Below are 22,075 nucleotides of genomic sequence, written 5' to 3'. Positions count from 1 at the left end.
CTACAACTCGACCCCGGTGAGCACCGTGACGCGCTGCTCGGTGTAGTCCTCCATGGCGCTGCGCAGCCCCTCCCGCCCGACCCCGGAGCCCTTCACGCCCCCGTACGGCATCTGGTCGGCCCGGTAGGACGGCACGTCTCCGACGATCACGCCGCCGACCTCCAGCGTCCGGGCGGCGGTGAACGCCACGTCCATCCGGTGGGTGAACACGCCGGCCTGCAGCCCGTACGCGGAGTCGTTGACCGCGGCGAACGCGGCCCGGTCGTCAGCGACCGGGGTGACCACCAGCACCGGCCCGAACACCTCCTCGGCGCAGACCTTCGCGTCGGCGGGCACGCCGCTGAGTACCGTCGGCGGATAGGTGGCGCCGTCGCGCCGGCCGCCCACCTCGATGGTGGCCCCGGCGGCGACCGCCTCGTCCACCCACGCCTCGACGCGCTGTGCCGCCTCGACGGACACCAGCGGGCCGACGTCGGTCGCCTCGGCGCGGGGGTCGCCGGTGCGCAACTCCTCGACGGCGGCGACGAGCCGGGGCAGGAACCCGTCGTAGAGCCATTCGTGCACGTAGACGCGCTGCACCGCGATGCACGACTGCCCGGCCTGGTAGTTGGAGAACGTGGCGATCCGGTGGGCGGCGAAGGTCAGGTCCTCGTCCGCCGACCAGTCCTCGCAGATGACCGCGGCGGCGTTGCCACCCAGTTCCAGGGTGACGTGCTTGTCCGGGGCGGCGCGGCGGATCGCGGCGCCGACCGGCCCGGAGCCGGTGAACGAGACCACCGGCAGCCGGGGGTCGGCGACCAGGTCGGCGGCGCGCTCGTTGGGCAGCGGCAGCACCGAGAACATGCCCTCGGGCAGGTCGGTCTCGGCCAGGATCTCGCCGAGCAGCAACGCGGTGAGCGGGGTGGCCGGGGCCGGTTTGACGACGATCGGGGCGCCGACGGCGAGCGCCGGGGCGACCTTGTGGGCGACCAGGTTGAGCGGGAAGTTGAACGGGGTGATGCCGAGCACCGGTCCGCGCGGCGCGCGCCGGATCAGGGCGATCCGCCCGTTGGCGGCGGGGTCGGTGTCGAGGCGTTGCAGCTCGCCGGAGAAGCGTCGGGCCTCCTCGGCGGCCCAGCGGAACGTGGAGATCGCGCGCCCCACCTCCGCCTTCGCCCACTTGATCGGCTTGCCGTTCTCGGCGGTGATCAGCGCGGCGATCTCGTCGGCCCGTTCGGCGAGCCGGCGGGACACGTGGTCCAGGGCGGCGGCGCGGGCGTGCGCGGGCAGGGCCGCGGCCTGCGCGGCGACCCGGGCGGCGCCCGCGACGGCGGCCTCGACCTGGTCGGCCGTGGCGAGCGTGGTACGGCCCACCGGCTGCCCGTCGTACGGGTGGGTGACGGTCAACTCCTGCTCGCCGTGGGCGGGGCGGCCGGCGACATAGAAGGCTCTCGGCTCCACGCTCGGCAGCGTAGACCACGGACGCCCGCGCGGAAACAGTTGCTCAAACCCTTGTCTGCCTCGGATTCAGTAGCCAAGATGGCAGTCAGATTGCGAGAACCTCCGCTGACCCTCCTCCCGGCCACCCCTCTCGGAGACTTCTGATGAGCGACCAGCAGCAGCTGCGCAACTTCGTCAACGGCGAGTACGTCGACCCGGTGGACGGCGGCTACGCCGACCTGATCGACCCGTGCACCGGCGAGGTCTTCGCCCAGGCGCCGGTGTCCGGGGCGGCGGACGTGGACGCGGCGATGAAGGCCGCCTCCGCCGCGTTCGAGGGCTGGCGGGACGCGACCCCCGCCGAGCGGCAGCGGGCGTTGCTGAGGTTCGCCGACGCGGTGGAGTCGCGGGCCGCCGAGCTGGTCGACGCCGAGGTCCGCAACACCGGCAAGCCCCGGCAGCTCACCGCCGACGAGGAGCTGCCGCCGGCCGTGGACGAGCTGCGCTTCTTCGCCGGGGCGGCCCGCCTGCTGGAGGGGCGTTCGGCCGGCGAGTACCTGGCCGGGCACACCTCGTACGTGCGGCGCGAGCCGATCGGCGTCTGCGCCCAGGTCACACCCTGGAACTACCCGCTGATGATGGCGGTCTGGAAGATCGCCCCGGCGCTGGCGGCGGGCAACGCGGTGGTGCTGAAGCCGTCGGACACCACGCCGGTGTCGACGTTGCTGCTGGCCGAGATCGCCGCCGAGCACCTGCCCCCGGGCGTGTTCAACGTGGTCTGCGGTGACCGCGACACCGGCCGTACGCTGGTCTCCCACCCGACCCCGCAGCTGGTGTCGATCACCGGCTCGACCCGCGCGGGCATGGAGGTCGCCGCCGCGGCGGCGCCGGACCTGAAGCGGACCCACCTGGAGCTGGGTGGCAAGGCCCCGGTGGTGATCTTCGACGACGCGGACGTGGCGGCGGCGGCCGAGGCGATCGCGGTGGGCGGCTACTTCAACGCCGGCCAGGACTGCACCGCGGCGACCCGGGTGCTCACCGGGCCGGGCATCCACGAGGACTTCGTGGCGGCGCTGACCGAGCAGGCCCGCAACACCCGCACCGGCGCGCCGGACGACGCCGACGTGCTCTACGGCCCGTTGAACAACGCCAACCAGCTCGCCCGGGTGAGCGGCTTCGTGGACCGCCTGCCGGACCACGCGAACGTCACCACCGGCGGGTCCCGGGTCGGTGAGCGCGGCTTCTTCTACGCTCCGACGGTGGTCTCCGGCGTCCGGCAGGCCGACGAGATCATCCAGGACGAGGTGTTCGGGCCGGTGATCACCGTGCAGCGGTTCTCCGACGAGGACGAGGCGGTGCGCTGGGCCAACGGCGTGGAGTACGGCCTGTCCGCCTCGGTGTGGACGCGCGACCACGGCCGGGCCATGCGGATGACCCGGCGGCTGGACTTCGGCTGCGTCTGGGTCAACACGCACATCCCGTTCGTCTCGGAGATGCCGCACGGCGGCTTCAAGCACTCCGGCCACGGCAAGGACCTGTCGGTCTACAGCCTGGAGGACTACACCCGGGTCAAGCACGTCATGCACCACATCGAGGGCTGACCCCGATGGCCACCAGCGAGGAGTTGCACAAGCGCCGGGTCGAGGCCGTGGCGCGGGGCGTGGGCAGCACGATCCCCGCGTACGTGGACCGGGCGGGCGGCGGCACGATCACCGACGTGGACGGCCGGGAGTGGATCGACTTCGCCGCCGGCATCGCGGTCACCAACGTGGGCAACTCCGCCCCGAGGGTGGTCGAGGCGGTCCGGGACCAGGTGGAGCGGTTCACCCACACCTGCTTCATGGTCGCGCCCTACGAGTCGTACGTGGCGGTGTGCGAGCAGCTGAACGCGCTGACCCCGGGCGGCTTCGAGAAGCGCTCGGCGTTGTTCAACTCCGGCGCCGAGGCGGTGGAGAACGCGGTGAAGATCGCCCGGCACGCGACCGGGCGGCCGGCGGTGGTGGTGTTCGACCACGCGTACCACGGCCGGACCAACCTGACCATGGCGTTGACCGCGAAGAACATGCCGTACAAGCACCGGTTCGGGCCGTTCGCCGGTGAGGTCTACCGGGTGCCGATGTCGTATCCGCTGCGCGACGGCGGGCTGGACGGGGCGACCGCGGCGGCCCGGTCGATCGAGATGATCGAGAAGCAGGTGGGCGCGGAGAACGTGGCCGCGCTGCTGATCGAGCCGATCCAGGGCGAGGGCGGTTTCGTCGTACCCGCCGAGGGTTTCCTGCCGGCGCTGCGCGAGTGGGCGACGGCGGCCGGGGTGGTGTTCGTCGCCGACGAGATCCAGACCGGCTTCTGCCGCACCGGCGACTGGTTCGCCTGCGCGCACGAGGGCGTCGAGCCGGACCTGGTCACGCTGGCCAAGGGCATCGCCGGCGGCCTGCCGCTGGCGGCGGTGACCGGGCGGGCCGAGCTGATGGACGCGGTGCACGTCGGCGGCCTCGGCGGCACCTACGGCGGCAACCCGATCGCCTGCGCCGCCGCGCTGGCGGCGATGGAGACGATGCGGGAACTGGACCTGGCCGCCGCCGCCCGCCGGATCGGCGCGGTGATGGGCGCGCGGCTGCGCGCGATCGCCGACCGGGATCCGCGCGTCGCCGAGGTACGCGGCCGGGGCGCGATGCTGGCCGTGGAGATCGTCGTGCCGGGCACGCTGACGCCGGACCCGGCCGCCACGGCGGCGGTGTCGGCGGCCTGCCACGCGGCCGGGCTGCTCACGTTGACCTGCGGCACCTACGGCAACGTGCTGCGCTTCCTGCCGCCGCTGGTCATCTCCGACGACGAGTTGGCCCGGGGTCTCGACATCCTCGACGCCGCGTTCGGCTGACCGGTCGGCGCTGATCGTGGCGCACCACGGGACCCCCGGGTCCGAACGTGGTGCGCCACGTCGTCGTCAGCGCAGCAGTTGGACCGTGTTGCGGCGGACCAGGTTCTTGCCCGGCTCGCGGATCGCGTCCATGGCGGCGGCGTTGAGCAGCACGCAACTGCCCGACGGCCCGGTCACCGCCACGGTCACCACCTTGCCGTTGTCCAGGTTGGTCACCCGAAGCCGGGTGCCGACCGGGAACTGACCGCTGGTCGCCGCCGGTGCCCCGCCCTCGGCGGAGAACGTGATCGACCCGGTGCAGACGCTGCCGCCGATCGGCTGGGCGTTGCCCGGCCGGGTCTCGCCCGGCTGCGCGCCGCCGCCCGGCGCCGGCGCGGCCCCGCCGTCGAGACGCTCCACCACGTTGCGCCGGACGACGTTCTTGCCCGGTTCCCGGACCAGGTCCATGGCGGCGGCGTTGAGCAGCACGCAACTGCCCGACGGCCCGGTCACGGTCACCGTCGCCACCTTGTTGTTGTCCAGGTTGGTGACCCGCAGCCGGGTGCCCACCGGGAACCGGTCGCTGGTCGCCGCCGGCGCCCCACCCTCGGCCGAGAAGGTCACCGACCCGGCGCAGACCGACCGTGCGGCCGGCGCGGTCTCCGCGAAACCCATTCCGGTGCCCACCGAGACGACCACGCTCGCGGCCACCGCCACGGTCGCCGCCAACACGTGCTTGCGCTGCACCCTCACGTTCTCTCCCGTCGTCGGTGTCGTTCGACAGCTGGTACGGACGGGAGCGGCCAACCGTTCAGCGACGACCGGGAATCACAGCGGACCGTAACGGGTGTGCGACTCTCCGGTGAGGAGTGCCCAGTACCGGTCGCCGTAGGACCAGTGCCACCACTCGGTCGGATAGTTAACCAGCCCCGCGCCACTCAACGCGGACACCAGGATCCGCCGGTTGCGCCACGCGGTGACCGGGATGTGCCGGGCCGCGGTGAAGCAGGCGTCCGCGCTCTCCTCCGGCGTCGCGTCCAGGGCCGTGCCCATCGCCACCTCGACCCCGTCGGGGTCGCAGAGCGTCAGGTCCACCGCGCCGCCGGTGCTGTGCGGGGCCACCTCGACCGGCGAGACGAACTTGGTGGTCTCCCGGTGCAGCCGCTCGGCCGACCAGTCCGGGTGCCGTCGACGCAACTCGTCCCGGTAGCCGGTGAAGATGTCGAGCTGCGCCCGGTACGGCCGGTAGCCCTCGACCACGAGCAGGCGCAGGCCGGGCGGCAGCGCCCGCTGCGCGGCCAGCAGCCGGTCCGCGACCCCGCGCCGCACCCGCGCGTACGCCCCGGCGGGGTCGGCGGCCCGCCCGTCCACCCGCAGCTCCGGCACCTCCCGAAGGTCGACCAGGGGTTCGCCGTCGTCCCGGCTGGACACCGCGGCGACCCGGGGGTCGGAGAGCAGGATCACGGCGTACCCCCCGGGTGCGCGCCGGACTGCCGGGCCGCGTGGCGGGTGAAGGCGAGCGCGACCAGCCGGTCCACCACCTCCGGGTACGCCAAGCCGGACGCGGCCCACACCTTCGGGTACATCGAGTGCGCGGTGAAACCGGGCAGCGTGTTCAGCTCGTTGACGAACAGGTCGCCGGTGGCCTCGTCGTGGAGGAAGTCGACCCGGGCCAGACCCCAGCCGCCGATCGCGGTGAACGCCCGCACGGACAGCTCCCGGATCCGCTCGGTGACCTCGTCGGGCAGCGACGCCGGGACGATCATCGGGTCGGCGTCGCCGAAGTACTTCTGCCGGTAGTCGAACCAGCCGCCCGCGACCCGCACCTCGCCGACCGCCGACGCCTCCGGCCGCCAGCCGCCGAGCACGCCGCACTCCAACTCCCGGCCGGTCACCCCCTGCTCGACCAGCACCACGTGGTCGTGCCGGAACGCCTCCTCGACGGCTGCCGCCAGGTCGTCGCCCTCAGCGACCCGGGAGATCCCGATCGAGGAGCCCATCCGGGCCGGCTTGACGAACAGCGGCCGGCGCAGCCCGACCACCAGCTTCTCCGGGTCCTCCGCCGCCCGCCAGGCGGGCTCGTCGAACCAGACGTGCGGGGTGGTCGGCACGCCCTCGGCCCGCAGCGCCCGCTTCATCGCCACCTTGTCCATGCCGACGGCGGAGGCGAGGATGCCGCAGCCGACGTAGGGCACGCCGAGCGATTCCAGCAGGCCCTGCACCACGCCGTCCTCGCCGTACGGGCCGTGCAGCACCGGGAAGACCACGTCCAGCTCGGCGTGCACCGTCGCGGGCGCGTCGGCCGCGCTGACCGCGACCGTGCCGGCACCCGCGCCGCGCCGCAGCTCCACCGCCGGCCCGGTCACCGGCAGGCGGTCGTCGATGGCCCGGCCGGCGGCGACGGTCGTGAGGTGCCGGGTCAGCGCCGGCTCCGGCACCATCCGCAGCCCGGCGGTGCGGGTGATCCCGAGCGCGACCACGTGGTGGCCCCGTTCGGCCAGGGCCCGGGCCACGCCGAGCGCCGAGGCGCAGGAGACCTCGTGCTCCGCCGACGGGCCTCCGAACAGGACACCGATCCGCACTGTCGCCCTCATGCCGCCACTCCCACCGTCATCCGGTCGCCCGCCAGCCGGGCCACCAGGTTCGCTTCCACGTTCCCGCCGGTCAGCACCACGCCGACCGTCCGCTGCCGTCCGCCGCCCGAGCCGCTGGGACCGGCAGACCCGCCCAGCCGCAGAGCGCCGGCCAGGGCGGCGGCGCCGGACGGCTCGACGAGCACCTTCAGGTCCAGCAGGAGCAGCCGGAACGCCTCGACGATCGCGTCGTCGTCGACCGGGACCACCCCGCGCACGCGGTTGCGGGCCACCGCGAACGGCAGGTCACCGACGCAGCCGGGGCGGAGTCCGTCGGCCAGGCTCGGCGCCGGCGCCACCGGCGTGGGCCGTCCGGCGGCCAGGCTGCGGGCCAGCGAGTCGCACCCGACCGGCTCCACGCCGTACACCTCGATCGGGGTTCCGGCCGCCGCCAGGCAGGCGCCGGCGATGCCGCCGCCCCCGCCCACCGGCACCAGGAGCGCGTCCAGCGGCGTGCCGCGCCGCGCCGCCTCCTCGATCAGTTCCAGGCTCGCGCTGCCCTGCCCGGCCACTACGTCCGGGTGGTCGTACGCGTCGACCAGCGGATGGCCCTCAACGTGGGCGATCCGCCGGGCGACGGCCAGGCGCTCCTCGACCGTGGTGCCGGCGCGGACCACCCGGGCGCCGGCCGCCCGCGCCCGGTCCACCTTGACCGGCGCGGCGTCCTCCGGCAGCACGACCGTCGCGGCCAGCCCGTGCCGGCGGGCGGCCAGCGCCACCGCGACCGCGTGGTTGCCGGTGCTCTGCGCGACCACGCCGGTGTGTCCGGCATCGGCGAGCCGGCCCACCGCCAGCATCGCGCCGCGCATCTTGTAGGAGCCGCCGTCCTGGAGGTTCTCCGCCTTGAGCAGGATCCGGGCGCCGGCCAGGCGGTCGATCGTCGGGCTGTGCAGCACCGGGGTACGCACCACCCGGCCGGACAGCACGCGGGCGGCCTCCTCGACATGTGTCCGGTCCGGCAGCGCCGGCGCATCGGTTCGGGGCATGGTCCCTCCTTCGGGATCGGAGTGGGTGCGGCGGCGCGGCAGGTCGAACAGGCGGTGCGCGCCGAGCGCGGTGAGGCCGCGGTACGCGGCGAGGCTGAGTGCCAGCACGAGCGTGGTGACCAGGACCGGATAGGCGGTCACCAGCAGCGCCCGGGTCGGTCCGGGCAGCCCGGCCATCGGTGCGGCGAGCAGCCGGTCCAGCAGCGCCAGCACCGGCATGTGGATCACGTAGACGGGAAGCGTGCGGCGGCCGAGCCGGGCCAGCGCCGGACCGGCCAGGCGGTGCCGGGCCAGCCCGGCGGCGGCGGTCAGCCCGAACGCCACGGCGATCACGGAGACGAGCAGGTACACGCCGGGCCACCTCTGTGCGCCGGCCAGCGCCATCGCGGCCAGCCCGATCGCGTACGCGAAGCCGGTGCCGGCGAGCCGGCGGGTGTTCGCGCCGTCCGCCCACCGGGTGAGGTACGGCCGCAGGTGCACACCGGCCAGGAAGAACACCAGGTTCTGGTAGACCTGCCCCCGGTTCCCGGGACTGTCCAGCAGCCCGGTCGCGGCCACCGCGGACAGCGCGCCCGCAGCGGTCAGCAGCACCGCCGGATGGACCCGGCGCAGCGCCTTCGCGATCGCGAAGTAGAGCGCCAGCGCGTACAGGTACCACAGGTTCGAGGGGGTCACGGTGAGCTGGGCCAGCAGCGCACCGCTGTCGGTGGCCCGGTCGGTCGGGAAACCGGGCGCGAGCGCCAGCAGGGCGGTGTGGATCAGCAGCCAGACCGCGTAGAGGTAGAGGTTCCGCGCGATCCGGGGCCGCCCGGACACCCGCCACGACCGCGCCACCGCGTTCGCCGCGAAAAGGCCGGAGAGCGTGAAGAACAACGGCATCCGCAGCGGCAGCAACTGCTCGCCGAGCAGCCCCCACGCGCCCGGCACCGGCAGGCCGACCCGCCAGTCGATGCGCAGGTAGTCCTTGACCACGACGTGCCAGAGCACCACGAGCACGATGCAGGCGCCCTTGGCCACGTCGGCCCAGACCACCCGGTCGTCGGGCGGCGCGTTCGCCTCGGTACGGGTCGGCACTGCGGTCTCCTTTCCGGCCGTCCGCGGAAGCGAGGCGGCGGCGCCGTCCCGTTCTCGGGCAGGTGTCATCGCGGGACGCCGCGACGGCGGCTCCCGGAGTCGTGTGTGGGGTGGTCAGCGCACGGTGGGCAGGTGGACGTCGACCCGCAGGCCGCCGTCCTCGCCCGGGCGGGCGGCGATGAGGCCGCCGTGCGCCTGGGTGATGGAGCGGGCGATGGCCAGGCCGAGCCCGGCGCCGCCGCCCTGGTTGGTGCGGTCCCGGGCGAGGCGCCGGAAGGGTTCGAAGAGGCCGGCGACCGCCTCGCCGGGGACGGCCTGACCGCTGTTGGTGACCGTCAGCGCCGGGTCGCCGCCGACGGCGACGACGAGCCGGCCGCCCGGCCGGTTGTATTTGATCGCGTTTTCCACCAGGTTGCTGACCAGGCGTTCCAGCAGCACCCGCTCGCCCGGCACGATCCGGGGGGCGAGCCGGCTCTCCACCGTCAGGCCGGCCCCGGCCGCCCGGTCGGCGTACGCGGCCAGCACGGCGGCGACGACCTCGTCGAGACGCTGCGGGGTGGAGGATCGCAGCCCCTGGTCGCTCTCGCTGAGCGCGAGCAGCCCCTCGATCAGCCGCTCGTTGCGCTCGTTGGTGGCGAGCAGTTGCGCGGTCAGCAGTTCCAGCTGCTCACCGCTGAGCGACTGGGCCATGCCGACCTCGATCAGGGTGCGCTGCACCGCCAGCGGCGTCCGCAGCTCGTGCGAGGCGTTGGCGGCGAACCGTCGCTGCCCCTCGTAGCCGGCGGTGACCCGGTCCATCATGTCGTCGATGGCACGGGTGAGCCGGGCCAGCTCGTCCCGCCCGCCCCGGCGGATCCGGTAGCCGAGGTTCTGCGGTCCCAGGTTCGCGACCGGGTCGGCCAGGTCGCGCACCGGGCGCAGGCACCAGCGGGCCCCGACCCACACCCCGACACCGGCGGTGACCAGCACCAGCAGTTCGGTGAGCGTCGGGAGCAGCGGGACGAACGGCCGTCCCGGTTCGCACACCGCGCCGATCGTGGCCAGCCCGCAGAACTGCTGGGCCCGCCACCACACCAGTTCGAGCAGCCACTTGACCAGGTTGGGCAGCAGGAACCCGGCGAGCAGGGCAAGCACCCCGACCAGCAGGATGCGGCGGCGGGGGCTCACGCCGGCTCGCCGATCCGGTAGCCGGCCTTCGGCACGGTGTGCAGGACGGACGGCTGGCCGAGCTTCTTGCGCAGCGTCATGACGGTGACCCGGACCGCGTTGGTGAACGGGTCGGCGAACTCGTCCCAGGCCTGTTCCAGCAGGTCCTCGGTGCTGACCACCCGTCCGCCGGCACGCAGCAGCACGTGCAGGACGGCGAACTCCTTGGGGCTCAGGCCGAGCGGGCGGCCGTCCCGCGTGGCCGTGTGCGCGGCCACGTCGAGCACCACGCCGTGCCGTTCCAGCACCGGCGGCACCGCCGGGGTGGACCGCCGGCCCAGGGCCTGCACCCGGGCCACCAGCTCGGCGAACGCGAACGGCTTGGTCAGGTAGTCGTCCGCGCCCAGCCCGAGGCCGGCCACCCGGTCCCGGATGCCGGCGGCGGCGGTGAGCAGCAGGACCCGGGTGCCGGCGTCCGACCCGGCCAGGCTCCGGCACACCTCGTCGCCGGTGGCGCCGGGCATGTCCCGGTCCAGCACCGCCACGTCGTAGCGGTTGACGCCGATCCGCTCCAGCGCGCCGTCGCCGTCGTAACAGACGTCGACCGCCATGGAGAACCGCCGCAGCCCCTCGGCGACCGTGTCCGCCAACAGCCGCTCGTCGTCCGCCACCAGCACCCGCACCGTTGTCCGCTCCCCGTGTCTTCCCTGGTCGTCCCGCACACGGTCGCAGGTCGGAGATAAGGGTTCCGTAAGCGCCCGTCGCAGCCATCTTCCTCAGCGGCGGGATGCCGACAACCGGGCCCGGGACGTCCGCGTGCCGTCTGGGGCGTTCGTCCGGACGGCAGGACCCCCGGCGGGCCGAGGAGTGACCCGGATCACGTTCGGCGCTCCATCCGCTCCACCCTTGGCGGTCGGGGGTGACGTGGGTCACGATGGGTGGGAGGAGGTCGGTGGTGACTGACCCGTGGCTCGCCCTGGAGTTCGGCGCGGATCCGGCGGAGCGGATCGCGCAGGTCGGCGCCGCCCACGAGGCGTTCCTCACCGCCGGCACCGCCTCCGGCCGGGTCCGCGAGGTCATCCGCCGGTCCTGGGAACGGTCCGCCCGGCTCGACCCGGAGGCCACCGCGCCGGTCGACCTCACCGACGACGCGCTGGAGAGTTACCGGTCGGCGCACCCGCTGGCCCGGGTCCTGCCCCTCTTCCGCGACCTGCTCGGCGGCATCGCACAGGACGGCGCCCACCTGATGGCGGTCTGCGACGCCGACGGCCGGCTGCTCTGGGTGGAGGGCCACCCCGGTGTGCTCCGGCACGCCGAGCGGATGAACTTCGTCCCCGGCGCGCGCTGGGACGAGGCCCACGCCGGCACCAACGCGCCCGGCACCGCGCTCGCCGTCGACCACAGCGTGCAGATCTTCGCCACCGAGCACTTCGTCCGGCCGGTGCAGCGCTGGACCTGCGCCGCCGCCCCGATCCACGATCCGGCCACCGGCCTGCTGCTCGGCGCCGTCGACATCACCGGCGGCGACCACCTGGCCAACCCGCAGAGCCTCGCACTGGTGCGGGCCACCGCCCGCGCCGCCGAGGCGTTCCTGGCCGCCGCCGCCCCCGCCACGCCGGACGTGCCGCACGTGGCAGCGCTCGGCCGGGACGAGGCGGAGCTGCGCGTCGGCGGCCGGCGCGTCCGGCTCGGCCGGCGGCACAGTGAGCTGCTGGTGCTGCTCGTCCAGCACCCCGAGGGGCGCACCGGGGAGCAGCTCGGCCTCGACCTCTACGGCGACGACCGGCTGCACCCGGTCACCCTGCGCGCCGAGCTGTCCCGGCTGCGCCGCGCGCTCGGCGACGAGCTGCTCGACTCCCGCCCCTACCGGCTGCGGGCACCCGTACGCGCCGACTTCCGTACCGTCACCGAGCTGCTGGAGGGCGGCGATCCGGCGGCCGCGCTGCGCGCGTACCCCGGGCCCCTGCTGCCCGGGTCGGACGCGCCGGGAGTGGCGCGACTGCGCCGGCTGGTCGACGGCCAGCTGCGCGCGGCGGTGCTGGCCGCCGACGACCCGGGGCTGCTCGCGGCCTGGACCGCGACCGCCGCCGGGGCCGACGACCTGGCCGCCTGGCAGGCCCTGGCCCGGGCGTTGCCGCCGGGCGCGCCCCGCCGGCCGCTCGCCGTCGCCCGGGCCCGCCAGCTCGCCGAGGAGTACGCGCTGCCGCGCGCAACGTTCCTGCAACGTCGCGGAAACTAGCCTCCCGCCATCCACCCCTGACGGACGGCGGAGGTACCCATGACGCGCTACGACGCCCCCACCCACTGGCAGTCCCGCTACGACCACTACATCGGCGGCGAGTACGTGAAGCCGCACGGTGGGAAGTACTTCGAGAACCCGACCCCGGTGACCGGGCAGACCTTCTGCGAGGTGGCCCGGGGCACCGCCGAGGACGTGGAGAAGGCGCTCGACGCGGCGCACGGCGCGGCCGACGCGTGGGGCCGCACGTCGGTCGCCGAGCGGTCGCTGATCCTCAACCGGATCGCCGACCGGATGCAGGACAACCTGGAGTCCCTCGCCGTCGCCGAGACGTGGGAGAACGGCAAGCCGGTACGCGAGACGCTGGCCGCCGACATCCCGCTGGCGATCGACCACTTCCGCTACTTCGCCGGTGCGATCCGGGCCCAGGAGGGCTCGCTCGGCGAGATCGACGACGACACCGTGGCCTACCACTTCCACGAGCCGCTGGGCGTGGTCGGGCAGATCATCCCGTGGAACTTCCCGATCCTCATGGCGGTCTGGAAGCTCGCCCCGGCGCTGGCCGCCGGCAACGCGGTGGTGCTCAAGCCGGCCGAGCAGACGCCCGCCTCGATCCACCACCTGCTGTCGCTGGTCGGCGACCTGCTGCCGCCGGGCGTGCTCAACGTGGTCAACGGCTTCGGCGTCGAGGCCGGCAAGCCGCTGGCGTCCTCACCCCGGGTGGCCAAGGTGGCGTTCACCGGCGAGACCACCACCGGGCGGCTGATCATGCAGTACGCCAGCGAGAACATCAAACCGGTCACGCTGGAGCTGGGCGGCAAGAGCCCGAACATCTTCTTCGACGACGTCAGCGCCGCCTCCGACGACTTCCGGGACAAGGCCCTGGAAGGCTTCACCATGTTCGCCCTCAACCAGGGCGAGGTGTGCACCTGCCCGTCCCGGGCGCTGATCCAGCAGGGCCACTACGCCGACTTCCTGGCCGCCGCCGTGGACCGGACCCGTCAGGTGCGCCAGGGGCACCCGCTGGACACCGACACGATGATCGGCGCGCAGGCGTCCAACGACCAGCTGGAGAAGATCCTGTCCTACCTGGACATCGGGCGGCAGGAGGGCGCGAAGGTGCTCACCGGCGGCGAGCGGGCCGACCTGGGCGGCGAACTGTCCGGCGGCTACTACGTGCAGCCGACCATCTTCGAGGGCGACAACTCGATGCGGATCTTCCAGGAGGAGATCTTCGGCCCGGTGGTGTCGGTGACCTCCTTCGCCGACCTGGACGACGCCGTGAAGATCGCCAACGACACGCTCTACGGGCTCGGCGCCGGCGTCTGGACCCGGGACATGACCACCGCGTACCGGGCCGGGCGGGCGATCCAGGCCGGCCGGGTGTGGACCAACTGCTACCACGCCTACCCGGCGCACGCGGCGTTCGGCGGCTACAAGCAGTCCGGCATCGGCCGGGAGAACCACAAGATGATGCTGGAGCACTACCAGCAGACCAAGAACCTGCTGGTCAGCTACTCGCCCCAGAAGCTGGGCTTCTTCTGATGGGTGACCCGGTGACAGTGACCCCCGCGGCGGCCGACCTGATCCGGTCGCTGCGGGGGCGGCACGGTCCGCTGATGTTCCACCAGTCCGGCGGCTGCTGCGACGGCAGCGCCCCGATGTGCTACCCGGCCGGTGAGTTCCGCACCGGCGGCTCGGACGTGCTGCTCGCCGCGCTGGCCGTCGACGGCGTGCCCGAGCCGGTGGAGTTCTGGATGTCGCGGGCCCAGTGGGACCTGTGGCAGCACACCCGGCTCACTGTCGACGTGGTGCCCGGCCGGGGCAGCGGATTCTCGCTGGAGGCGCCGGAGGGGGTCCGCTTCCTCATCCGCTCCCACCTGGCCGGCTGATCTGTCCGAGATCTTGCAGCTCGCGGGCATCGCGGCGGTGGGATGCTGACGCCGTCCACATCGGAGCAGCATCCCGCCACCGCCCGACAGGAGCCCGCCCATGCCCCCGGCCCGACACGCCCTGCTCGCCGCCGGCCTCACCACGGCCGCCACCATCGCCACGCTCGGGCTCGCGCCGGGCGCCGCGGTCGCCGCCCCGGCGGCCTCGCCCCGCATCTCCGTCAACTGGTTCGGCGCGGCCGACGTGCGGTCGCACACCGCCACCGTCGGCGGCCGGTTCGACTGCGGCGCCGAGCGCGGCCTGGCCTACATCGAGGTGCACCTCGACCAGCGGGTACGTCGCGGGTCGGTCACCGGCTTCGGGTTCGGCGTGATCGGCGCGTGCACCGACGACCGCACCGCCGGTACGTGGACCGCCACGATCCCCGCCGACCAGAGCAGATTCCGCCCGGGCCCGGCCACTGCCATCGCGCGTCTGGTGGTGGAACCCAACTCCCTGACCGAGACCACCGAACCCCTGCGCCTGCGCCCCCACTGCACCCGCCACTGACCGGCCGACGGCCTCCGGTCAGGCGATCTGCCGGAGGTCGTCGCCGTAGTCGAAGATGATCCGCAGCCGGGCGCCGAGGGCGTTGGCGTAGCGGCTCAGCGTGGCCACCTCGTTGACGTCGAGGTCGCCGTTCTCGATCTGGCTCACCCGGCCGGGGGTGACCCCCATGATCTCGGCTACCTGCCGCTGGGTGAGCCCCAGTCGCTTGCGCTCCTCGGCCAGATGGAACGCGCTCACCCACGCGTCGGTCCGGGCACGCTCCGCCTCGTACGCCTTGTCGTCACCGCCGAGTTCGGCGCGGACCTCGTCCCAGTGATAGAACTCAGTCACGATTCCCCCCTTCGCTCGCGCTCGCTGTCGAGCCAAGCCTTGTAGGCAACCTCCGCCGCCGGGATGTGCTGCCGGTACCAGCGGGTCCAGTCGCCCGCCTTGTTGCCGGCGACCAGCAGGACGGCCTGAGACCACGGATCGAAGACGAACAGCACCCGGATCGCCACGTCCCGCCCGGAGCGGGGCCGCAGCTCCTTCAGATTACGGAGACTGCTTCCGCGCAGCGTGTCCACGAGCGGGCGACCGAGCCCTGGCCCGACCTCGGCCAGCTTGTCCACCGCCACCCGGACGCTCTCGTACGACGCCGGGTCGTGGTCCCGCAGGTCGCGCAGCCAGTGCCGGACCTCTCCGGTGACCCGGACCGACCAGCGCTTCCCGTCCGCACCCATGCTTCGACTATAGCCCGAGCTAAACATGCCGGGCTAGCAGTCAGCGGTCGTCCAACAGTGGCTGGGTGGGGTTCCACGGGGTTCCGGTTTCGGCGTCTCGGCGGCGGCGGGCTATCGCGGACAGCGCCTCCAGGACCACGCGGTTGCCCAGGTAGGCGGTGATGTCGGCGTGGTCGTAGGGCGGCGCGACCTCGACCACGTCCAGGCCGACCACCGGCAGCTCGTAACAGACCCGGCGGACCGCGTCGAGCAGTTGCCGCGAGGTGAACCCGCCGGGTTCGGGCGTGCCGGTGCCGGGGGCCATGCCGGGGTCGACCACGTCCACGTCGACGGAGAGGAACACGCCCTCGCACTCGTCGGTCGCGATGCCGAACGCCTCGGTGAGGCAGGTGTCCAGGCCCCGGGCCACGATCTCGGTCATCTCGTACGAGCGCATCCGCTGCTCGGCCATCCACGCCAGCGTCTCCGGGCCCGGCCAGTAGCCGCGCAGGCCGATCTGGAGGAAGCGGTCGCCGCGCACCGCGCCGGACTCGATGAGCCGGCGCATCGGCTGGCCGTGGCCGTGCAGGGACCCGAACTCGACGTCGCCGGTGTCGGCGTGCGCGTCGAAGTGCACGAGCGACACCCGGCCCAGCCCGTGGTGTCGGGCCACCCCGGTGGCGTCCGGCAACGCGATCGAGTGGTCGCCGCCGAGCACCACCGGGATCGCCCCGGCGGCGGCGACCGCGTGCACGGCGGTCTCCAGCGCGGCCAGCGAACGTTCGATGTCGCCGCCGAACATCTCCACGTCACCGGCGTCGTAGACGCACAGGTCCTTCAGCGCGTCGACGCGCAGCGCCAGGGACGGGCGGGAGCCGTCGTGCGGCAGGTAGCAGGCCTGCCGGATGGCGGACGGGCCGAAGCGGGTGCCCGGCCGGTGCGAGGTGCCGCCGTCGAAGGGCGCGCCGATGACCACCACGTCCGCGTCGGCGTAGGTGACCGGCTCCTCGACGGTGCACGGCGGCACGCCGAGGAACGTCACGTCGGGGCCGTACATCGGGCCGTAGCGGGTCATCGCTCCTCCATCCCCCACGGTGAACCGTAGTCGCTGAGCAGGTCCAGGAAGGGCCGCGGTGGCAACGCCTCGGGCCCGAGCACGCCCGCGCCGGCCCAGGCGCCGGTGGCCAGCAGCTCCAGCGCGACGACCGGGTTGACCGCGGTCTGCCAGACCACCGCCTGGTGCCCGTACTCGGCCATCGACCACGCGTTGTCGACCACGTGGTAGAGGTAGACCCGCCGGGGCCGGCCGTCCGGCCCGGTGCCGGTGACGTACGTCCCGGCGCACGTCTTCCCGCTCATCCGGTCGCCGAGCGTGGCCGGGTCGGGCAGCGCGGCGGCCACCAGGTCGCGCGGCGACACGTCGACCCCGCGCACGCGCACCGGTTCGGTCGCGTCCAGCCCGAGCTTGTGCAGCGTCCGCAGCACCTCGATGAACTCCGCGCCGAGGCCGTACTTGAAGGTGACCCGCTTCGCCGGCACCCAGCGCGGGATGAGCAGCACCTCCTCGTGTTCCACGTTGACGCACTCGACCGGGCCGATGCCGGCCGGGAAGTCGAAGACCTCCGGTTCGCTGAACGGCTCGGTGGTGAACCAGCCGCGCCCGGCCTCCCAGATCACCGGCGGGTTGAGGCACTCCTCGATGGTGGTCCAGATGGAGAAGGAGGGAGCGAACTCGTAGCCGGCGACGGTGAGGTTCGCGCCGTCGCGTACCCCGATCTCGTCGATCTCGGTGAACAGCTCGTCGGCGGCGTAGCGGGCGAAGACGTCGGACAGGCCCGGTTCGACGCCGATCCCGCACAGCGCCAGCCGGCCGGCGGCGGCCCACCGGTCCGCGACGGCGAACTGCTCGTCGCCGAGCTTGACCCCGGTTTCCGCGTAGGGGCGCTCGGGGTGCGGCCGGGACAGCGACATCGCCATGTCGAGGTAGTCGGCCCCGGCCGCGAACGCGCCGTCGAAGATCGGCATGACGAAGCGCGGGTCGACCGCGTTGAACACGTGGGTGATCCGGTGCTCCCGGCAGAGCGCGGCGACCGCGTCGGCGGACGACGCGTCGACGGTGGCGGCGACGAACCGGTCACCGTGGCCGGCGACCGCCCGGGCGGCGCGCGCCGGGTCGTGGTCGGCGACCACCATGGTCTCGAAGAAGGAACGGCGGGCGGCGATGGATACGGCGGCGGAGCCGACGCCACCGGCGCCGACGAGCAGGATACGCATCAGGAGTCGAACCCCAGTCCAAAGCGGTCGAGAGTACGGAGCCAGAGGTTGCGCCGCCCGTCCCGCGCGTCGGCGCGGGCGAGCGACCAGCGGGTGAGGTTGATACCGGCGGACCGGGCCGGTTCCGGCGGGAACGGCAGCGGCTTGCGGCGCACCAGGTCAAGTCGGGTCAGCGGGGTGTCCGCGCCGGCGAGCAGGTCGAGGGTGACGCGCGCGCCGAAGCGGGTGGCGCCGACGCCGAGCCCGGTGAACCCGGCCGCATAGGCCAGGCGTCCGGAGTACGCGGTGCCGAAGAACGCGCAGAACCGGGTGCAGGTGTCGATGACGCCACCCCAGCGGTGACTGAAGCGCACATCGGCGAGCTGCGGGAACGTCGTGAAGAAGTGCGAGGCGAGCGTGGTGAAGGTGGCCTCGCGCTGCTCCAGCGCCGGTGCCACCCGGTTGCCGTAGTGGTAGATGGCGTCGTAGCCGCCGAACAGGATCCGGCCGTCGGCGGTGAGCCGGTAGTAGTGGAACTGGTTGCCGGTGTCCGCCAGCCCCTGCCGGTGGCGCCAGCCGATCGCGTCCCGCTGGGCCGGGCTCAACGGCTCGGTCATCAGCGCGTAGTCGTAGACCGGGACGACCCAGGAGCGCAGCCGGCGCAGCAGCGGCGGGAACGCGTTGGTGGCGAGCACGACCTGGCGTGCCCGTACCGCGCCGGGCGCCGCGTCCACGCCGCCCGCCGTGCTGGCGAGCAGTGCCGCGCCGTCGCCGGCCAGGCCGGTGACGCGGGTGTGCTCGTGCACGCGTACGCCCAGGTCGAGCGCGGCGCGGCGCAGTCCCCAGGCGAGCTTCGCCGGGTCGAGCAGCGCCGTCCGGTCCCGGTCCCACATCCCACCGAGGTACGTCGGCGACGCCACCTCGGCGCGGACCTCGTCGCGGTCGAGCAGCCGCACGTCGTGGCCGTACCGGCGGCCCAGCTCGGCGTCGGCGGCGAGCCCGTCGAGCTGGTACGGCTCGACCGCCACCGCCAGTTCGCCGGTCCGTTCGAGGTCGCAGTCGATGTCGTACCTCGCCACGGTGGCGGCGATGGCGTCCAGGTTCTCCCGGCCGAGCCGTTCCAGCTCACCGATCTCGCCGGGGAACCGCTCGATGCCGTTGGCCAGCCCGTGGGTCAGCGACGCGGCGCAGAAACCGCCGTTGCGCCCGGACGCCGCCCAGCCGCAGGTGCCGGCGTCGACGAGCAGCACGTCGCGGTCCGGATCGGCCTCCTTGGCCAGCAGCGCGGTCCACAGTCCGGCGTACCCGCCGCCGACCACCAGCAGGTCGGCGGCGTGCGCGCCGGACAGCGGCGGCAGCGGGTCGGGGCGTTCCGGGCGGTCCAACCAGTACGGGACGGGCGCGGCATCGGCCAGCGCCCGGCCGGTATGCGGGAGCGTCATGGCTTCCCCGCCGGGGTGGCGATCACCGCGAGGGCGGCCCGTCGGGACCGCCGGCCGCGCAGCGAGCTCGCCCCGACCAGCAGCAGCGCTATCCCGAACATGGCCGTGCCGATGACGTTGACCTGCGGCGGGATGCCCCGCTGGGCGGCGCCCCAGACGTACATCGGGAACGTGACGGTGGTGCCGGCGTTGAAGTTGGTGATGATGAAGTCGTCGAAGCTGAGCGAGAAGGCGAGCAGCGCGGCGGCCACGATGCCGGGCAGCACCAGCGGGAGGGTGATCCGGCGGAACGTCTGCCACTCGCTGGCGTAGAGATCCATGGCGGCCTCCTCCAACCGCCGGTCCATGCCGGCGAGCCGGGCCTTCACGGTGACCACCACGAACGACACGCAGAACATCACGTGCGCGATGACGATGGTCCAGAAGCCCTGCGGCACCCCGGCGGCGACGAAGAGGGCGAGCAGCGAGGTGCCCATCACCAGTTCCGGGGTGGCCATCGGCAGGAAGATCAGCCCGTTGATGCCGGACCGCCCGCGGAAGCCGTGCCGCACCAGGGCGAACGCCATCAGCGTGCCGAGCACGGTGGAGACGACGGTGGCGATCAGGCCGATCTCCATGCTGCGCACCACCGCGTCGCACATGTCGGCGGTGGCGCATGGGCGGGCCCAGTTGTCCAGCGTGAACTCGTTGAAGTCGTAGGAGAGCCGGCTGGACGGCCGGTTGAAGGAGAGTCCGGCCACCACCATGATCGGCAGCGTGAGGTAGCCGAGGACGAGCAGGGCCACGCCCATCACCCACCGGTCGGCGAGCCAGCGCCTGAGTCTCATCAGAGGACCTCCTCCGTGCCGGCCCGACGCAGGTAGACGAAGACGATGGCCAGGATCGCGGCCATCAGCAGGAAGGACAGCGCCGCGCCCTGTGGGTAGTCCAGCCGGACCAGGAACGCCGAGTCGATGACGTTGCCGATCATGTACTCGTTCGGCGTGCCGAGCAGCTCGGCGTTGATGTAGTCGCCGGTGGCGGGGATGAAGAAGAGCAGCGTGCCCGCGATCAGGCCCGGCATCGACAGCGGCAGGGTGACCCTGCCGAACGCGCGCAGCGGGCTCGCGTACAGGTCGCTGGCCGCCTCCAGCAGCCGGGGGTCGAGCCGCTCCAGGCTCGCGTACAGCGGTAGCACCAGGAACGGCAGGAAGTTGTACGTCAGGCCGAGCACCACGGCGATCGGCGTGGCGAGCAGCCGGCCGTCCGGGCCGAGCAGGTGCACGTCGCGCAGCAGTCCGACCAGCGCGCCATTGTCCGACAGGATGGTCTTCCAGGCCAGCGTGCGCACCAGGAAGCTGGTGAACATCGGCGCGACCACGGCGACCAGCAGCAGGTTCTTCCACCGGCCGGCCTTCTGCGCGATCGCGTAGGCCAGCGGGTAGCCCATCAGCAGCGCCAGCACGAGCGCGATCGCGGAGTAGAGGAACGAGCGCAGGAACTGCGGCCAGTACGCCTGCAACGCGTCCGGATAGTTGCCGACCGCCCAGGTCATCGCGTAGCCGGTGGAGAGCGAGCCGGCCGGGTCGTAGAGGCTGGCGGCGGCGAGCTGGAGCAGCGGCAGCGCGAAGAAGACCAGCAGCCAGGCCGCGCCGGGCAACAGCAGCAGGTACGGCAGCAGCCGGGCGCGCCCGCGCCGCACCGGCGGTGGCGCCGGTTTCCCGCCGGCGGTCGGTACGTGGGCCAGCGCGGTCATGAGAGCGCACCGACCGGCGGCTCGTCGAGCAGCGGCGCGGTCTGGTCGTCCTCGCCGCCCGCCCGGGGCAGCAGGAACGCGTGCCGGGGGTCCCAGTGCGCGGTCACCGGCGTGCCGACGGCCAGCCGCCCGCCCAGCCCGCTGTTCGCGGCGAACGCGGACAGCTCGCTGCCCCACGCGGTGCGCACCAGGTACTGGGTGCTCACCCCGACGTAGGAGGCGTCGGTGACCACGCCGCCGACGTGCTGGTGCCCGGCGGGCACGTCGTCGGGGCCGCCGGCCAGGTGCAGCTTCTCCGGCCGTACGCCGAGGAAGGTCGGCCCGTCGACGACCCGGGCCCGGTCGGCGGGCACGGAGAAGCGCGCGCCGTGCGCGGTGACCAGCACGTCGTCCCCGGCGCGGCCGCCGGCCTCACCGGCGAGCAGGTTGGACTGGCCGAGGAAGTTGGCCACGAACGCGGTGGCCGGGTACTCGTAGATGTCGGCCGGGGCGCCGAGTTGCTCGATCCGGCCGGCGTTCATCACCGCGACCGTGTCGGCCATGGTCATGGCCTCCTCCTGGTCGTGGGTGACGTGCACGAACGTGATGCCGACCTCGGTCTGGATCCGCTTCAGCTCGATCTGCATCTGCCGGCGCAGCTTCAGGTCGAGCGCGCCGAGCGGCTCGTCGAGCAGCAGCACCTGTGGGTGGTTGATGAGCGCCCGGGCCAACGCGACGCGCTGCTGCTGGCCGCCGGAGAGCTGGGCCGGCCGGCGCCGGCCGTACCCCTGGAGCTGGACGAGCGCGAGCATCCGCTCGACCTGGTCGCCCACCTTGCGGATGCCCCGGCGGCGCAGCCCGAAGGCCACGTTCTCGTGGATGTCCAGGTGCGGGAAGAGCGCGTAGCTCTGGAAGACCGTGTTGACCGGCCGCCGGTACGGCCGCAGCCCGGTGATGTCCCGGTCGCCGAGCAGCACCTGCCCGCTGGTCGGCGCTTCCAGCCCGGCGATCATCCGCAGCGTGGTGGTCTTGCCGCAGCCGGACGCGCCGAGCAGGGCGAAGAACGACCCCTGCGGGACGGTCAGGCTGAGGTCGTCGACGGCGGTGAAGACACCGAACCGCTTGGTCAGGTCGGCCAGTCGCAGATCGCCGGCCGGGGTTTCCTGCGCCAT

21 protein-coding genes are annotated in these 22,075 nt (G+C 73.4%); 6 read left to right on the top strand and 15 right to left on the bottom strand.

Going from position 1 to position 22,075, the window contains the following annotated elements; all coding sequences use genetic code 11:
• On the bottom strand, positions 1–1,440 hold the full coding sequence (locus ACN27B_RS14750) for an aldehyde dehydrogenase family protein (protein WP_422745469.1): 1,440 nt from the start codon (positions 1,438–1,440) through the stop codon (positions 1–3).
• A 143-nt stretch (positions 1,441–1,583) separates the two neighbouring features.
• Here ACN27B_RS14750 and ACN27B_RS14745 point away from each other — a divergent pair, with 143 nt between their 5' ends.
• A complete protein-coding gene (locus tag ACN27B_RS14745; RefSeq protein WP_099162481.1) occupies positions 1,584–3,020 on the top strand; it encodes a gamma-aminobutyraldehyde dehydrogenase in 1,437 nt (478 codons plus the stop codon).
• A 5-nt stretch (positions 3,021–3,025) separates the two neighbouring features.
• Positions 3,026–4,297, top strand: coding sequence for a 4-aminobutyrate--2-oxoglutarate transaminase (gene gabT, locus ACN27B_RS14740; protein ID WP_099162482.1), 1,272 nt, complete (start codon positions 3,026–3,028; stop codon positions 4,295–4,297).
• A gap of 66 nt (positions 4,298–4,363) precedes the next feature.
• Here the strand turns inward: gabT and ACN27B_RS14735 are convergent, their stop codons facing one another.
• From ACN27B_RS14735 to ACN27B_RS14710, 6 genes are all read right to left on the bottom strand, one after another.
• Complete coding sequence (locus tag ACN27B_RS14735) at positions 4,364–5,029, bottom strand: hypothetical protein (RefSeq protein ID WP_396822415.1); 666 nt, start codon at positions 5,027–5,029, stop codon at positions 4,364–4,366.
• Positions 5,030–5,104: 75 nt separating this feature from the next.
• Complete coding sequence (locus ACN27B_RS14730; protein ID WP_099162483.1) at positions 5,105–5,740, bottom strand: M15 family metallopeptidase; 636 nt, start codon at positions 5,738–5,740, stop codon at positions 5,105–5,107.
• Positions 5,737–6,870, bottom strand: coding sequence for a D-alanine--D-alanine ligase family protein (locus ACN27B_RS14725; protein WP_422745466.1), 1,134 nt, complete (start codon positions 6,868–6,870; stop codon positions 5,737–5,739). Before ACN27B_RS14725 ends, ACN27B_RS14730 begins: the two co-directional genes overlap by 4 nt.
• Positions 6,867–8,969 (bottom strand): pyridoxal-phosphate dependent enzyme, encoded by a 2,103-nt coding sequence (locus tag ACN27B_RS14720; RefSeq protein WP_422745464.1) that lies wholly within the window; start codon positions 8,967–8,969, stop codon positions 6,867–6,869. The genes ACN27B_RS14725 and ACN27B_RS14720 overlap by 4 nt, the downstream gene beginning before the upstream one ends.
• A gap of 114 nt (positions 8,970–9,083) precedes the next feature.
• Entirely contained in the window at positions 9,084–10,136 is a 1,053-nt protein-coding gene (locus ACN27B_RS14715; RefSeq protein WP_357963813.1) for a sensor histidine kinase, read from the bottom strand.
• Positions 10,133–10,798: a response regulator transcription factor gene (locus tag ACN27B_RS14710; protein ID WP_098743626.1), complete on the bottom strand. Its 666-nt coding sequence runs from the start codon at positions 10,796–10,798 to the stop codon at positions 10,133–10,135. The genes ACN27B_RS14715 and ACN27B_RS14710 overlap by 4 nt, the downstream gene beginning before the upstream one ends.
• 272 nt (positions 10,799–11,070) lie before the next feature.
• On the opposite strand from ACN27B_RS14710, the gene ACN27B_RS14705 reads away from it, so the two are divergent.
• The 4 genes from ACN27B_RS14705 (at position 11,071) to ACN27B_RS14690 (ending at position 14,796) form a co-directional block, all read left to right on the top strand.
• Positions 11,071–12,354: a transcriptional regulator gene (locus tag ACN27B_RS14705; protein WP_422745461.1), complete on the top strand. Its 1,284-nt coding sequence runs from the start codon at positions 11,071–11,073 to the stop codon at positions 12,352–12,354.
• Between the two features lie 39 nt (positions 12,355–12,393).
• Entirely contained in the window at positions 12,394–13,899 is a 1,506-nt protein-coding gene (gene adh, locus ACN27B_RS14700; protein ID WP_099162488.1) for an aldehyde dehydrogenase, read from the top strand.
• The gene (locus ACN27B_RS14695; protein ID WP_099162489.1) at positions 13,899–14,246 is read left to right on the top strand and encodes a DUF779 domain-containing protein; all 348 of its coding nucleotides are present in this window, start codon (positions 13,899–13,901) and stop codon (positions 14,244–14,246) included. Before adh ends, ACN27B_RS14695 begins: the two co-directional genes overlap by 1 nt.
• 100 nt (positions 14,247–14,346) lie before the next feature.
• Positions 14,347–14,796, top strand: coding sequence for a hypothetical protein (locus ACN27B_RS14690; protein ID WP_099162490.1), 450 nt, complete (start codon positions 14,347–14,349; stop codon positions 14,794–14,796).
• Positions 14,797–14,814: 18 nt separating this feature from the next.
• Here the strand turns inward: ACN27B_RS14690 and ACN27B_RS14685 are convergent, their stop codons facing one another.
• The 8 genes from ACN27B_RS14685 to ACN27B_RS14650 are packed head-to-tail and all read right to left on the bottom strand — an operon-like array spanning position 14,815 to position 22,075.
• Positions 14,815–15,126: a transcriptional regulator gene (locus tag ACN27B_RS14685; RefSeq protein WP_099162491.1), complete on the bottom strand. Its 312-nt coding sequence runs from the start codon at positions 15,124–15,126 to the stop codon at positions 14,815–14,817.
• Positions 15,123–15,515, bottom strand: a complete 393-nt coding sequence (locus ACN27B_RS14680; RefSeq protein ID WP_422745458.1) for a type II toxin-antitoxin system RelE/ParE family toxin — start codon at positions 15,513–15,515, stop codon at positions 15,123–15,125. Before ACN27B_RS14680 ends, ACN27B_RS14685 begins: the two co-directional genes overlap by 4 nt.
• 40 nt (positions 15,516–15,555) lie before the next feature.
• Positions 15,556–16,569, bottom strand: a complete 1,014-nt coding sequence (speB, locus tag ACN27B_RS14675) for an agmatinase (protein ID WP_099162493.1) — start codon at positions 16,567–16,569, stop codon at positions 15,556–15,558.
• On the bottom strand, positions 16,566–17,768 hold the full coding sequence (locus ACN27B_RS14670) for a saccharopine dehydrogenase family protein (protein ID WP_099162494.1): 1,203 nt from the start codon (positions 17,766–17,768) through the stop codon (positions 16,566–16,568). Before ACN27B_RS14670 ends, speB begins: the two co-directional genes overlap by 4 nt.
• Entirely contained in the window at positions 17,768–19,189 is a 1,422-nt protein-coding gene (locus ACN27B_RS14665; protein ID WP_422745455.1) for an NAD(P)/FAD-dependent oxidoreductase, read from the bottom strand. The genes ACN27B_RS14670 and ACN27B_RS14665 overlap by 1 nt, the downstream gene beginning before the upstream one ends.
• Positions 19,186–20,016, bottom strand: coding sequence for an ABC transporter permease (locus tag ACN27B_RS14660; RefSeq protein WP_422745453.1), 831 nt, complete (start codon positions 20,014–20,016; stop codon positions 19,186–19,188). Before ACN27B_RS14660 ends, ACN27B_RS14665 begins: the two co-directional genes overlap by 4 nt.
• The gene (locus ACN27B_RS14655) at positions 20,016–20,924 is read right to left on the bottom strand and encodes an ABC transporter permease (RefSeq protein ID WP_099162496.1); all 909 of its coding nucleotides are present in this window, start codon (positions 20,922–20,924) and stop codon (positions 20,016–20,018) included. Before ACN27B_RS14655 ends, ACN27B_RS14660 begins: the two co-directional genes overlap by 1 nt.
• Positions 20,921–22,075, bottom strand: a complete 1,155-nt coding sequence (locus ACN27B_RS14650; RefSeq protein ID WP_099162497.1) for an ABC transporter ATP-binding protein — start codon at positions 22,073–22,075, stop codon at positions 20,921–20,923. Before ACN27B_RS14650 ends, ACN27B_RS14655 begins: the two co-directional genes overlap by 4 nt.

This window comes from Micromonospora sp. WMMD754 (assembly GCF_049315235.1).
Classification (GTDB): Bacteria; Actinomycetota; Actinomycetes; order Mycobacteriales; family Micromonosporaceae; genus Micromonospora; species Micromonospora sediminicola.
Note: the sequence above shows the minus strand (reverse complement) of the source record. Positions and strands in the feature narration are given on the sequence as shown.